This window comes from Rhizobium sp. M10 (assembly GCF_002531955.1).
GTDB classification, from domain to species: domain Bacteria; phylum Pseudomonadota; class Alphaproteobacteria; order Rhizobiales; family Rhizobiaceae; genus Rhizobium; species Rhizobium etli_C.
The window spans coordinates 26651-40093 of sequence record NZ_NWTA01000001.1 but is presented as its reverse complement, the minus strand read 5'-3'; the positions used below and the strand labels follow the sequence as shown (position 1 = coordinate 40093).

Sequence of the window (13443 nt, the reverse complement as noted above, 5' to 3'; positions counted from 1 at the left end):
CCTTTAGACAGGAGATAATCAAGGGCGGACGGCCAAACCACCCGATTCTTGCGCCTCCGGCGGATCGGCTCAGAGACGCTGCTTGACCGTGGCGAGCGCCCCTTTGAAAGCCTTGGCGAAACTCTCGCGGTCATCAGGGTTCAGGAAGGAGCCGACATCCGTGCGCCGGCCCTCGCCGAAAATCTGCATGGAGAGGATGCCGATTTCCTGATGCCGGCGGACGAGGAACCGCGCCCAGAACGGGTTGAAATGATGTTCCACCATCCGCCCCGACGGCGCAAACTTGCGCACCGAAACATCCGTGCGCGACACCGTGACTTCCTCGCGTGCCCTTCCGGAGCGGTAACTCAGCCAGAAAGCACCGTAGAGCAGGGCGAAATCCAGCCCGAAGAAGAAGCCGATCGGCCAGGCATCGGTCACGGTGAAGAACATGCCGTAGAGAAAGCAGACGGCACCCGACAAAATGAGCAGCACCTTGAAGCCCTTGCGCCCGAGCGATCGGTGGGGAAAGAGTTCGGCTGCGAAAACAGGCTTTTCGTTGAAGCTGTCGGCGTTGCTTTCCATCATGGCCGTTGAGTATAGATTCTCCATGGCGAATCCGAAACTCAAATCCGTTGGCAAACCGTCCCAAAACTCGAATGTCATCACCCGCCGCAAACCGGCAGCGGCGGTGAAAACCGCCTATTCCGTGGCTGAGCGCGAGGAGATCTTCCGCCGTTTCTCGGTGCAGCGGCCGGAACCGAGGGGCGAACTCGAGCATACCAACCCCTTCACCCTCGTCGTCGCCGTGGCGCTCTCCGCCCAGGCGACCGACGCCGGGGTCAACAAGGCGACGCGGGCGCTCTTCAAGGTCGCCGACACGCCGCAGAAAATGCTCGATCTCGGCGAGGAGAAGGTCCGCGATTACATCAAGACGATCGGCCTTTATCGCAACAAGGCAAAGAACGTCATCGCGCTTTCCCAGATGCTGGTCGACGAATTCGCGGGCAAGGTACCGGAAACGCGCGAGGAACTGGTCCGCCTGCCCGGCGTCGGGCGCAAGACCGCCAATGTCGTGCTCTCCATGGCCTTCGGCCAGGCGACGATGGCGGTCGACACCCACATTTTCCGCATCGCCAACCGCATCAGGCTGGCTCCCGGCAAGACGCCGGACGAGGTCGAAGCGCGGCTGATGAAGGTCGTGCCGAAACATTACCTCTATCACGCCCATCACTGGCTGATCCTGCACGGCCGCTACACCTGCAAGGCGCGCCGTCCCGAATGCGAGCGCTGCGTCATCGCCGACATCTGCAAGTCGCCGGAAAAGAGTTCGGATATTCCGGCGCCGCTCGTCGAGTTACCGCCGCAGGTGATCGGCGAGGCCGTCGAGTAAGGCCGCAATCGCCTGCTCGTAATCCCGCCTGTCCCCGCCGGCTTCGATCGCAATCGCGGCGCGGTCGAAAGACGCCGACAGCAGCGATGTCAGCGGGTCAAGCAGGGCGCCTGCCTCCGGCAAAAGCGCCGCAAGTCCTTCCCGTAAACTCGCCTCCGCATTCTCCGCATCCAGTGCCGCGACCGCCGGCGATCCGAGAACGGCAGGTGCTTCCATCAGCAGCAGCCGTGTCCGCCCCGGCTGCGCCATCGCGGCGAAATAGGCTAAAGCGCCGGCGATCAGTGCAGCCCGCGCCCCTTGTTCCGGCGCCGAAGCCGCCTCGATTGCCTTGGCCACCGCTTGCGCCTCGCACTTGATTACCGCCTGGAACAGTGCCTTCTTGTCCTCGAAATGATGGTAGAGCGCCCCGCGCGTCACGCCTGCCGCCGCGACGATCTGCGGCGTCGCCGTTTCGGCATAACCTTTCTCGACGAAGATACGCCGCCCCGCGTCGATCAGCGCCTGCCTTGTCTGTTCGGTTCTCTCGCGATTGCTGCGGCTCATACCATCTATTTACATACAAACTGCATGTATGTTAATACACAAAAACATACAGACTGTATGTAAAATGGAAGGAAGCAAGAGATGAAATCGACCAGCTATTATCCTGTCATCATGACGGGCGACGTTGAGGGCACCGCCGCCTTCTACCGCGCCCACTTCGGCTTCAAGGCGGTTTTTGAAGGCGACTGGTACGTTCACCTGCAATCGGCCGAGGCGGAGCATGTCGCGCTCGCCATCCTCGACGGCAGCCACGAGACCATCCCTGCCGCCGCGCGCGGTGAGGTTCGCGGCTTGCTGCTCAATTTCGAGGTCGAGGATGTCGATCGTATCTACGAGGCCTGCCGGAGCGCCGGCCTGCCGATTTTGAGAGAGATCCGCGATGAGGATTTCGGTCAGCGGCATTTCATCACCGCTGATCCGAACGGCGTGCTGATCGACATCATCAAGCCGATCCCGCCCAGCGCGGAATTCGCCGCGATGTACGACGCCTCCGCCCTGCCCGGCTGAGCCTCAGGCGCGCGAACCCTCGCGAGCCGAAATCAGCTTGTGCAGATGCACCATCATGCCGGCGGCAAAGAGCGGCGTCAGCAGATTGACGAAGGGGATCATCAGAAACAGTGCAATCAGCAGCCCGCCAAGAAAGACGGTGGGCGCATGCTTGGCGCGAAAAAGCCGCGCTTCCCGCGGCGGGCGGAAGCGCATGGCGGCGAATTCGAAAAATTCCCGCCCAAGCAGGTAGCCGTTCACCAGAAAGAAGGCGACCAGATTGACGCCGGGAATGAACAGCAGCAGCAAGGCGACGATATTGCCGAGGATCACCACGCCAAGGAACTTGATCGAGCTTGCCATCGCCGGTCCGAGCGGCATGGCGGTGCCCGGTGCGTCGCCGGGATAATCGCGTTTTTCGATGACATCGGCGACATCGTCGAGAAACAGGCCGGCGATCAGCGCCGTGACCGGTGACAGCAGCAGCGCCAGCATGAGCGCAAGGCCGATGCCCGCGAGGATCGCGAAGACCAGGGTGAACCACCCTGCCCATTCCGGCAGATCGGGAAAGAAGCCCGTCAGCCAGGGAAAGAGAAAGGCCATGAAGGCTCCGCGCAATGCGAACCACAGGCCGACCAGCACCAGAATCGTCAAGCCGAGCACTTTCCAGAAGACCGAACGCGTTTCCGGCGCGAAAAGGTTGGCGAGCGATAGTCGAGCGGCGTCAAGGATCATTTCTTCAGCGTCTCCGGTTGCGCAGAAGATGTAGGAAAGGCGAATGCGACCGACAAGAGAGAATAAAATTGCAGGCTGTAATAGAAACTTGTCGCAATATAAGTGCTAATATAATATTATGGCCAATAGAAATAAGCATGGGCCTGAGAAGCAGCTTCCGACAATAGTTGCAAAGACAAGGGATCGCGATAGCGCTCCACGGAACGCCTCTGAGGGAAGACGGGGGGAGGCTGACGTGGAAGATTTTGTGCACAAACTCAGGCAATACGTTAAAAGCGGCACACCGGCCGAGCGTCGTATCGCGAAATATTTCTCCGAACACCTGAATGACCTGCCGTTTGAGACGGCGGCGTCGGTCGCCGACCGGCTGGATCTGTCGCCGATGACCGTCGGGCGCTTCCTGCGCGCGCTCGGTTACCAGGGGCTGGACAGCGTCAAGGTGGAGATCCGCGAGACCGTGACGACATCGCCGGCACAGTTGCAGAGCGCCATGAGTGAGCTGCATGCGGATGCCGCGGAAGGCAAACCGCTCGCCGTGCTGGTCGCCGAACAGATCCAGGCGCTCCATCATATCTATCATCTGACGGCGCAGCCGCACTGGTCCGAAGCCGTCAGCCTGATCAGAACCGCCCGGGAAGTGTCGATCGCCACCCACGCGCGGCTTGCAAGCCTCGCCAATCATTTCTGCCAGCGGCTGACACAGGCCCGCGACGGCGTGCGCACGCTCGACGGCGCCGACAACCGTTTTGCCGACCTCTTTGCCCGGCTGGCGGTCGACGACGCGCTGCTCGTCATCATCGACTGTCGCCGCTTCGCCAAGGCGCGCCTGCTTGCCAGAACCGCGCGGCGCTACGGCTACAAGGTCGTCCTCATTTCACCGCAGCAGGCGGATTGGATGGCGGATCAGTCGAACGTCATGCTGCCCCTGCCGCCCGCCCGCGCCCCCGATCTCGACAATCTTCCACCGCTGATCGCGCTGCTCGATTGCCTGTCGGAATCGGTCATCCTCGAAGTCGGGGAAGAGGCCGCGCTTCGCCGCCGCCGCATGCTGGAATTCGCAACCGTGCTCGGCGAGACGGCCAACCACTGAAACAGCTTCAAACACGCGCTTTCGGCGGCTACTGCATCGCTTCCAGCTCGGCGCGGTGCCGATACATCGCCAGAAGGCGGCGATAATCGCGGTCGTAGAAGGCTTGCTTCGCCCTGTCGGGCAGCCGTTCCTCGCCGCCCGGATACATCGCCTCGCCGGCCGCCGCCAAATCCTTGTGCAGGCCGCAGGCAACCGATGCCGCGATCGCCGTGCCGAGCAGCACCGCCTCGTTCATCTTCGGCACCACGACCCTGCAGCCGGTGGCATCGCTATAGAGTTCCATCAGCACCGGGTTTTTCACATGCCCGCCGGCGACATGCAGCGTATCCGGCACGTAGCCATATTCCTTCATTTTCTCCAGGATATGGCGAATGCCCAGCGCAATAGCCACTGCAGACCGCCAATAGAGCGCACAGAGCCCGTCGAAGGAGGTATCGAGCGTCAGCCCGCTGACGACGCCGACCGCATGCGGATCGGCGCGGGGCGAGCGGTTGCCGTGAAAATCCGGCAGCACGAAGATGCGCTCCCCGAAAGCATCGCCTTCCTCGGCCCGCAATTCGGCAATGCGCGCGACGATCCTCTGATGCAGCGCCGCCGTCGGCTCGCCGCCGGCCGCATGCATGCGCACCATATGGTCGAGCAGCGCCCCGGTCGCCGATTGCCCGGCCTCCACCAGCCAGGACTGCGGGAAGACCACTTCATAATAGGGACCCCACATGCCGTGGCTCGGTTTGCGGTCCTGCGAAAAGGCGACGATGCAGCTCGACGTGCCGGCGATCAGCGCCAGCTGATGCTCGCGTTTCACGGGATCGGCGGCATAACCGCCGAGTGCGCCGAGCGCGCCGGCATAGGCGTCGATCATCCCGGCCGACACGTGGCAATCGGTGGTCAGCCCCAGGGCTGCCGCCGCCTCCGGCGTCAGCCGGCCGACGCTACCGCCGACCGGCGTCGTCTCATCCGGCAGGCGCCCGCGCGCCTGAAGATCTTCGAGACCGATGCGCTGCAGGAAATCCTGCTGCCAGCCCTTTTCGAGATGGGCGAGATAATTCCATTTTGCCGTCAGCGTGCAGCGCGAGCGGGCGGGCGATCCGGTCGATTTCCATGTCATGAAATCGGCGAGATCGAAGAAGTAGCCGGCCTTTTCCCATGTGGCGGGCAGCTTCTTCTTCAGCCACATCAGCTTCGGCATTTCCATTTCCGGCGACATCACGTGGCCGGAATGCTCGAGCACCGCGTGCTCCGTCGCCGTACAGAAATCGGCTTCCTTCAGCGCCCGATGGTCGAGCCAGACGATGGTGTCGAAACGCTGCTCGCCGCCGGTGGAAACGCTGATCTGCCGGCCCTCGACGTCGCGCACCACGAGCGAACAGGTGGCGTCGAAACCAATCGCGCCGACCGAGGCGGCGGCAATGCCGGATTGCGCCATCGCGCGACGCACTGCCGTGCAGGCGGCCGACCAGATGTCTTCAGAATCGTGCTCGGCGTGGTTTTCGCGCGGCCGGTTCATTGCAATCGGATGTTCGGCCTTGGCCAGCAGACGGCCGGCGGCATCGAAGACACCGGCGCGCGCGCTGCCGGTGCCGACATCGACCGCAACCACATGATCACGCATCAAATCTTGGTCCCGTCCAGCTTATGGTTGCGGACAAGGTGTATCAAATCCGGCATGGCGTCAAACACGACTTCCGGCGAAAGCCGGTCGAGTTCGGCACGGTATCCGGCGAAATTCGCATGCGATCCGCCGGTGAAGGCAAAGACCGTCATACCCGCCGCCTTGGCGGCGGCAATGCCGGCCGGACTGTCCTCGACGACGACGCAGGATCCAGGTTCGACTTGCATCTGCCGCGCCGCATGCAGGAAGAGATCGGGCGCCGGCTTACCGCGCTTGACCATCGTCGCGCTGAAGATGTCGGGCAGCTTGTCGAGAAGGCCGGTGACGGAAAGCGACAGCCGGATTCGCTCCATCTGGCTGGACGAGGCGACGCAGCACGGAATGCCGAGCCGGTCGATCGTCGCGGCGATGCCGTCGATCGGCTTCAATTCGGTGCGGAAGCGAGCGTAGAGATCGGTGCGGATGCGTTCGAGGAATTCCTCGCTGGCATGGATGTTGAATTCGGTTTCCAGCGTAGAGATGAGCGTCGACAGGCTGCGGCCGAGAAAACGCTCATAGGCCTGATCTTCGCTGATCGAGACGCCGAGATCGTTCATCGCGCCGACGAGGACGCTGATCGAGATCGGCTCGCTGTCGACGAGCACGCCGTCGCAATCGAAGATGACCAGCCGTGGTTCAGCATCAGCCATGAAAGACCCAACCTGAGTTCAATTCGCACGCACGTCCGCGCCGCTCGCAGACCGGACGGATGGCGGCGCGAGTGCCGCCACCCGGTCCTTACACCGCGAGCTTGCCGTCGAGATAGAGCTGCAGCGTCGCCCGCGTGCCCTTTTCCCACAGGGTTTTGAGCGCATGGGCGAAACGCTTGCGGAAGAGTTCGGATTTTGCCACCTCGCCGAAAATATCGTCGAAGGCGAGGAAGGCGGACGGATCGTCCTTGGCCTTCAGCGCCGCCGCATGCAGGCGCTCGGCGCTGGCATCGTTGAAGACGATATCCTTGCCGCTATCGGTCTTGCCGGCGAAATAGCGGCACCAGAGCGCCGAGACCAGCGCCAGACCGACGACGTCCCTGCCCTGACTGAGATTGTCGAGCGTCGACGGCAGGATGAATTTCGGCTGGCGGTTCGAGCCGTCCTGCGCCAGGCGCGGAATGGTGTCGGCAATCTTCGGATTGAGCAGGCGATGTTCGATCAGCGCAAAATAATCCGTCAGCGACGTGTTCGGCACCGGCGGCACGATCGGAATGATCTCGTCTTTCTCGAGCTTGGCGAGAAAGGCGCGAATCAACGGATCTTCCATGGAGTCATGCACGAAATGAATGTCCATCAGCGCCGCCGGATAGGCGATCGCCGCATGTCCGCCGTTGAGGATGCGGATCTTCATGTGCTCATAAGGCGTAACATCGGGCACGAAGGTGACGCCGACCTTTTCCAGCGCCGGCCGGCCGGCGGTGAACTTGTCTTCGAGCACCCACTGCTTGAATTCCTCGCAATAGACCGGCCAATTGTCTTCGATCTCGAAATTATCCCTGAGGAAATCGATCTCCCGCTGGCCGGTCGCCGGCGTGATGCGGTCGACCATCGCATTCGGGAAGGCGACGTTTTCCCGGATCCAGTCGGCGAAGACGGGATCCGAGAGTGCCGCCGTGCCGACCACGGCATTAGCGGTGACGATGCCGTTATGGGGAATGTTGTCGCAGGACATGACGGTGAAAGGACCGATGCCCTTTTCCTTGCGCGCCTTCAGGCCGGCGACGATCAGCCCGAACACCGTCTTCGGCGCATCGGGACTGTTTCCGTCGGCGGTGATATCAGGATGGGCCGGATTGAATGTGCCCGATGCATCGATGAAGTATCCACCCTCGGTGATCGTCAGCGAAACGATGCGGATCTCCGGATCGGCGAGCCTGGCGATGATCGCGGCAGGATCGCCGACCGGCAGGATGTCGATCATCGGCGCGGTGACGCGCGCCGCCGTCTTGTTGTTGTCCTGTTCGACCACCGTCGTCAGGAAATCCTGGGCCGCAAGCTTCTCACGCATGGCGGCATCGGACGGCAGCACGCCGGCGCCGACGATCGCCCAGTCGTGATCCGTGCCTGCGTTGAAGAGATCGTCGAGATAGATCGCCTGGTGGGCGCGGTGGAAGTTGCCGACCCCGAAGTGCACGATGCCGGCTTTCAGCGACGCCCTGTCATATCGGGGGATGGCGGCAGTGCGCGCCGCGTCCGGAAGCGTTGCCAGCGATAGTTTGCACGTCATGTTCCAGTCCTCTTGAAGGTCTTGCCGAAACGGCCGGGCGCCATCGCCCGGCTCGCATGCCTGCCCCCAGCCGGCCGCCTGCCTCAGATGGCAAGGCCGCCCTCGTTGAATTTGTGAATGCGCGAACGGTCCGGCGTCAGGTAGACCGTATCGCCCGCCTTGGCGGCAAAATCACCGCTGCCGCGCGCCGTCACCATGCCGATGTCATCGGCATCGATATGCAGGAAGGTGTCGGAGCCGAGATGCTCGGCGACCACCACCCTGCCCTTCCAGTCACCGCTCTCCATCGACAACAGCATATGTTCGGGACGGATGCCGATCGTGTGGGCGCCGAGCTGGGCGGCGTTCTGGCCCTTGATGAAATTCATCTTCGGCGAGCCGATAAAGCCGGCGACGAAAAGGTTGCGCGGGCGGCTGTAGAGTTCGAGCGGCGAGCCGACCTGTTCGATATTGCCCCGGTTCAAGACGACGATCTTGTCGGCCATGGTCATCGCCTCGACCTGGTCGTGGGTGACATAGACCATCGTCGTCTTCAACTGCTGATGCAGCTCGCTGATTTCCAGGCGCATGTTGACGCGCAGTGCGGCATCGAGGTTCGACAGCGGCTCGTCGAACAGGAAGGCCGAAGGCTGGCGCACGATGGCGCGGCCGATCGCGACGCGCTGGCGCTGGCCGCCGGAAAGCTGACGCGGCTTGCGCTCCAGATAATCGGTGAGATTGAGCACGCGGGCGGCATCGGTCACCTTGCGGTCGATCTCGGCCTTGTCGACGCCCGCCATCTTCAGCGGGAAGGCGATGTTGTTGCGCACGCTCATATGCGGATAGAGCGCATAGGACTGAAACACCATGGCAAGGCCGCGTTCCGACGGCGCCTTTTCGGTGGCGTCCCTGCCGTCGATGACGATCTTGCCGCCGGAAACGTCCTCGAGACCGGCGATCAATCTCAGCAGCGTGGACTTGCCGCAGCCCGACGGGCCGACGAAGACGACGAATTCGCCGTCCTTGATATCGAGATCGATCGAAGGGATGACCTTGGCTTCGCCGAAGACCTTGGAAACCTTCTGAAGGGTAATGCTGCCCATGTTTGTCTCCCTTTTCTTATTTCACTGCGCCGAAGGTCAGGCCGCGGACGAGTTGCTTCTGGCTGAACCAGCCGAGGATCAGGATCGGCGCGATCGCCATGGTCGAGGCCGCCGAGAGCTTGGCGTAGAACAGGCCTTCCGGGCTGGAATATGAGGCGATGAAGGCCGTCAGCGGCGCCGCCTTGGAGGCGGTGAGGTTGAGCGTCCAGAAAGCCTCGTTCCAGGCAAGGATAATGTTCAGGAGCAGCGTCGAAGCGATGCCGGGCACCGCCATCGGCGTCAGCACGTAGATGATCTCCTTCATCAGCGACGCCCCGTCCATGCGGGCCGCCTCGAGGATCTCGCCGGGGATTTCCTTGAAATAGGTGTAGAGCATCCAGACGATGATCGGCAGGTTGATCAGCGTCAGTATGATCACCAGGCCGGTGCGGGTGTCGAGCAGGCCGGAATTGCGGAACATCAGATAGATCGGGATCAGCGCGCCGACCGGCGGCATCATCTTGGTCGACAGCATCCACATCAGCACGTCCTTGGTCCGCTTGGTCGGCGAAAACGCCATCGCCCAGGCGGCCGGGATCGCGATGATCAGGCCGATCAGCGTCGAGCCGAAGGAAATGACCACCGAGTTCATGAAGTGGCCGAGATAGTTCGACCGGCTCTGCACCTCCGCATAGTTCTCCGTCGTCCAGTGGAAGAACAGGAACTGCGGCGGCGAAGCGATGGCGTCGGCTTCCGACTTGAAGCTCGTCAGGAAGGTCCAGAGAATCGGGAAGAAGATCAGGATGCCGAGCGTCCAGGCAATCGCGGTGACGATGACCTTGCGCTGCGTTGTGACTTTTCTGGCCATCTCAAGCCTCCAGATTCTTGCCGACGAGGCGCACGAGGAAGATCGCGACGATATTGGCCAGCACGACCGCGACGATGCCGCCCGCCGACGCGCCGCCGATATCGAACTGCAACAGCGCCTGCGCATAGACGAGATAGGTGAGGTTGGTGCTGTCGGTGCCCGGCCCGCCATTGGTGGTGACGAGGATTTCGGCAAAGACCGAAAGCAGGAAGATCGTCTGGATCAGGATCACCACGGTGATGGCGCGGGCCATGTGCGGCAGGATGATATAGATGAATTTCGAGATCGCCCCGGCGCCGTCCATCTCGGCAGCCTCCTTCTGCTCCTCGTCGAGCGACTGCAGCGCCGTCAACAGGATGAGGGTGGCAAACGGCAGCCACTGCCAGGCGACGATGAGAACGACGGAAAACAGCGGCGCATTCGCCAGCCAGTCGATCGGCTGCAGGCCGAGCGCCTTGGCAAGATGCGCAAAGAGGCCGTTGACCGGGTTCATGAACATGTTCTTCCAGACGAGCGCGGCGACCGTCGGCATGACGAAGAACGGCGCAATGACAAGGATGCGCACAATGCCTTGGCCGTACATCGGCTGGTCGAGCAGCAGCGCGAAAGCGATGCCGCCGATGACGGTAATGACAAGCACGCCGGCGACGAGCAGCAGCGTATTGACCAGCGCGGCGAAGAAGGCCGGATCGGACAGGAAATATTCATAGTTCAGAAAGCCGACGAAGCTCTCCATGCCGGGGCTGAGCAGATTGTAGTTCAGCGTCGAGAAATAGATCGTCATCGCAAGCGGAACGATCATCCACGCAAAGAGGAGCAGCACGGAGGGCGCGATCATCAGGCGCGCGGAAGAGCGAGTGTGCAAGGTTGCCATGGCAATCACCGATCTGGTCTGAAGCGGGGAGCGGCCGCAGGAAAGCTTTGTCTGGAAAAGCGGCCGCCGATGCGGTTCGGGCGATCGGCGGCCAAGAGGGGCGGATTGTCAAGGATCCGCCTTCTCAGGAGGTTTACTTAATGTAGCCGGCTTTGGTCATTTCGCGGGTTGCCAGCTGCTGTGCGCTCTTCAACGCCTGATCGACCGAAATCTGGCCGGCAAGGGCTGCCGAGAACTGCTGCCCCACCGCCGTGCCGATGCCCTGGAATTCCGGGATCGCCACGAACTGGACGCCGACATAGGGGACCGGCTTGACGGTCGGCTTGGTCGGATCGGCCGAGTTGATCGAGTCGAGCGTCATTTTGGCGAAGGGAGCAGCTTTCTGGTAATCCGCGCTCGCATAGAGCGAGGTGCGGGTGCCGGGAGGTGCGTTCAGCCAGCCTTCCTTTTCAGCCACAAGGTTGGTGTAATCCTTGCTCGTTGCCCAGGCGACGAACTTCTCGGCGGCTTCGACCTTCTGCGAGCCTGCCGGGATGGCGAGGTTCCAGGCCCAGAGCCAGTTGCCGCGCTTGCCGAGGCCCTTGTCCGGAGCGAGCGCGAAGCCGACCTTGTCGGCAACGGTGGATTCCTTCGGGTTGCTGACGAAGGAAGCGGCGACCGTTGCATCGATCCACATGCCGCACTTGCCGGTCTGGAAGAGCGCCAGGTTCTCGTTGAAGCCGTTGGAAGAAGCGCCCGGAGGGCCGGCGTCCTTCATGAGCTTGACGTAGAAGTCCAACGTCTCCTTCCACTCCGGCTGATCGAACTGCGGTTTCCAGCTTTCATCGAACCAGCGCGCGCCGAAGGAGTTGGACATGGCCGTCAGGAACGCCATGTTCTCACCCCAGCCGGCCTTGCCGCGCAGGCAGATGCCGTAGATCTCCTTGTCCTTGTTGGTGATCTTGCGGGCAGCATCCGCAACGAAGTCCCAGGTCGGGGCATCCGGCATCTTCAGGCCGGCGGCGTCGAACAGGTCCTTGCGGTACATGACCATCGAGCTTTCACCGTAAAACGGCGCAGCATAGAGCTTGCCATCCGTGGTCAGGCCGCTGCGGATTGCCGGCAGCAGGTCGTCAACATCGTAATTGGCGCCGAGATTGTCGAGCGGTAGCAGCCAGCCCTGCTTTGCCCAGATCGGAACTTCATAGGTGCCGATCGTCAGAACGTCGTACTGGCCGCCCTTGGTCGCGATGTCGGTCGTGACCTTCTGGCGCAGCACGTTTTCTTCGAGAGTGACCCATTCAAGGTCGATGCCGGGATTCTTCGCCTTGAAATCATCCGTCAGCTTCTGCATCCGGATCATGTCGCCGTTGTTGACGGTCGCGATTGTCAGCGTTTCGGCCGAAGCCATGCCGGCAAACGCCAGTGCCGAGCAGGCGCCCAGCAGGAAAGTTCTCAATGTCATATCTTCCTCCCAGAAGACGAGATGTGAGCATTCGCTTTGCTCATGAGCAATTACTCACCAAACGGCAAAAAATGTCAATCGGCAATCGTTGCTGCGATGCCGAACACCTCACCTATCCGATTGATTCAGAAGAAGAATTTTTTGCTCAGTTCTTGAGCAAAAACTCAGCAGTCTCTTCGTCGGTGATCAATCCATTGATCTGGTGGCCGACGACGGCAGCCTTGATCGCCTTGAATTTACGTTTGCCCTTGGCGAGCCCGATGACCATTGATGCCTCGCGGGACGGGATCGGCGCGGACGCGACACGCTCGTTGATCGGGTTGTCGAGCAGCCGGCCGTCGACATCGAAAATCCACCCGCAGATCTCGCCGACCGCGCCGCCGCGCATCAGCTCCATCATCTCGTCCTTCTCGAGAAAACCGTCGACGCAGAGCGGCCCGTCGATGCCGAGTTCGCCGATGCCGACGAAGGTGACGTCGGCCTGTGCGCTCATGTCGAGCGTCGAACGCACAAGCTGCTGGCCGTGCAGCAGCTCCCGCTCCTCGGCCGAGGTGACGAGAACCGGCAGCGGCATCGGATAGTGCCGCGCCTTCACCGCATCCGCCATGCTGAAGATGACGTTGTAATAGGCCGCCGATCCGTCCGGCGCGATATTGCCGGTCAGCGAGACGATGCGGTGATTGGGACATTCGATGGCCGGAAGCTGGTCCACGGCCGCCTTCAGCGTACGGCCGGTGCCGACCGCAAGCACGATCGGCTCCGCCCGCTTCAGCCAGCGCTCGATCTCGGCCGCCGCCGCCTCGGCGATGCCGATGGTGGTCGACGAGGAGCCCGGATCGCTCGGCACCACCTCCACATGTTTCAGTTCGAATTTCCGCCGCAGCTGACTGCCGAGTTCAAGACAGGCAGCGATCGGATGATCGAGCCGCACCTTGATCAGACGTTCGGCGACCGCCAGCGACACCAGCCGCTGCGCCGACTGCCGCGAGATTCCCATCGAGGCGGCGATTTCGTCCTGCGTGCGCCCGGCGACGTAATAAAGCCAGCCGGCACGCGCCGCATCGTCGAGCCGTGCAGGGGTCTCGGATCTTTTTGCCAT

Annotated in this window: 14 protein-coding genes; 3 read left to right on the top strand and 11 right to left on the bottom strand. The window is 62.0% G+C overall.

Annotation, left to right across the window (positions count from 1 at the left end; translation table 11 throughout):
* Positions 1-69: 69 nt before the first annotated feature.
* Positions 70-567 (bottom strand): DUF2244 domain-containing protein, encoded by a 498-nt coding sequence (locus CO671_RS00180; RefSeq protein ID WP_097603850.1) that lies wholly within the window; start codon positions 565-567, stop codon positions 70-72.
* Here CO671_RS00180 and nth point away from each other — a divergent pair.
* The gene (nth, locus tag CO671_RS00175) at positions 566-1372 is read left to right on the top strand and encodes an endonuclease III (protein ID WP_170964907.1); all 807 of its coding nucleotides are present in this window, start codon (positions 566-568) and stop codon (positions 1370-1372) included. The genes CO671_RS00180 and nth overlap by 2 nt on opposite strands.
* On the opposite strand, the gene CO671_RS00170 is transcribed toward nth, so the two are convergent.
* Complete coding sequence (locus CO671_RS00170; protein ID WP_097603848.1) at positions 1337-1915, bottom strand: TetR family transcriptional regulator; 579 nt, start codon at positions 1913-1915, stop codon at positions 1337-1339. The two genes, nth and CO671_RS00170, sit on opposite strands and share 36 nt — an antisense overlap.
* Before the next feature lie 81 nt (positions 1916-1996).
* Between CO671_RS00170 and CO671_RS00165 the strand changes: the two genes are divergently transcribed.
* Positions 1997-2422, top strand: coding sequence for a VOC family protein (locus tag CO671_RS00165; protein WP_097603847.1), 426 nt, complete (start codon positions 1997-1999; stop codon positions 2420-2422).
* A gap of 3 nt (positions 2423-2425) precedes the next feature.
* Here the strand turns inward: CO671_RS00165 and CO671_RS00160 are convergent, their stop codons facing one another.
* Complete coding sequence (locus CO671_RS00160; protein ID WP_097603846.1) at positions 2426-3136, bottom strand: sulfate transporter family protein; 711 nt, start codon at positions 3134-3136, stop codon at positions 2426-2428.
* 235 nt (positions 3137-3371) lie between these two features.
* Between CO671_RS00160 and CO671_RS00155 the strand changes: the two genes are divergently transcribed.
* Complete coding sequence (locus tag CO671_RS00155; RefSeq protein WP_064683134.1) at positions 3372-4226, top strand: MurR/RpiR family transcriptional regulator; 855 nt, start codon at positions 3372-3374, stop codon at positions 4224-4226.
* A 28-nt stretch (positions 4227-4254) separates the two neighbouring features.
* On the opposite strand, the gene CO671_RS00150 is transcribed toward CO671_RS00155, so the two are convergent.
* The 8 genes from CO671_RS00150 to CO671_RS00115 all read right to left on the bottom strand — a co-directional run bounded on the left by CO671_RS00150 (position 4255) and on the right by CO671_RS00115 (position 13443).
* Positions 4255-5838 carry an FGGY-family carbohydrate kinase gene (locus CO671_RS00150; RefSeq protein WP_097603845.1) on the bottom strand — a complete coding sequence of 528 codons (1584 nt, stop codon included), beginning with the start codon at positions 5836-5838 and terminating at the stop codon, positions 4255-4257.
* Positions 5838-6527 (bottom strand): HAD family hydrolase, encoded by a 690-nt coding sequence (locus CO671_RS00145; RefSeq protein ID WP_010029693.1) that lies wholly within the window; start codon positions 6525-6527, stop codon positions 5838-5840. The genes CO671_RS00150 and CO671_RS00145 overlap by 1 nt, the downstream gene beginning before the upstream one ends.
* An 88-nt stretch (positions 6528-6615) precedes the next feature.
* The gene (locus CO671_RS00140; RefSeq protein WP_097603844.1) at positions 6616-8097 is read right to left on the bottom strand and encodes a mannitol dehydrogenase family protein; all 1482 of its coding nucleotides are present in this window, start codon (positions 8095-8097) and stop codon (positions 6616-6618) included.
* An 83-nt stretch (positions 8098-8180) separates the two neighbouring features.
* The gene (locus CO671_RS00135; protein ID WP_097603843.1) at positions 8181-9179 is read right to left on the bottom strand and encodes an ABC transporter ATP-binding protein; all 999 of its coding nucleotides are present in this window, start codon (positions 9177-9179) and stop codon (positions 8181-8183) included.
* Between the two features lie 16 nt (positions 9180-9195).
* Entirely contained in the window at positions 9196-10026 is an 831-nt protein-coding gene (locus CO671_RS00130) for a carbohydrate ABC transporter permease (protein WP_038691452.1), read from the bottom strand.
* 1 nt (position 10027) lies between these two features.
* Complete coding sequence (locus CO671_RS00125; RefSeq protein ID WP_097603842.1) at positions 10028-10900, bottom strand: sugar ABC transporter permease; 873 nt, start codon at positions 10898-10900, stop codon at positions 10028-10030.
* A 133-nt stretch (positions 10901-11033) separates the two neighbouring features.
* Entirely contained in the window at positions 11034-12344 is a 1311-nt protein-coding gene (locus tag CO671_RS00120; protein ID WP_064683128.1) for a sugar ABC transporter substrate-binding protein, read from the bottom strand.
* Positions 12345-12489: 145 nt separating this feature from the next.
* Positions 12490-13443 (bottom strand): sugar-binding transcriptional regulator, encoded by a 954-nt coding sequence (locus CO671_RS00115; RefSeq protein ID WP_097603841.1) that lies wholly within the window; start codon positions 13441-13443, stop codon positions 12490-12492.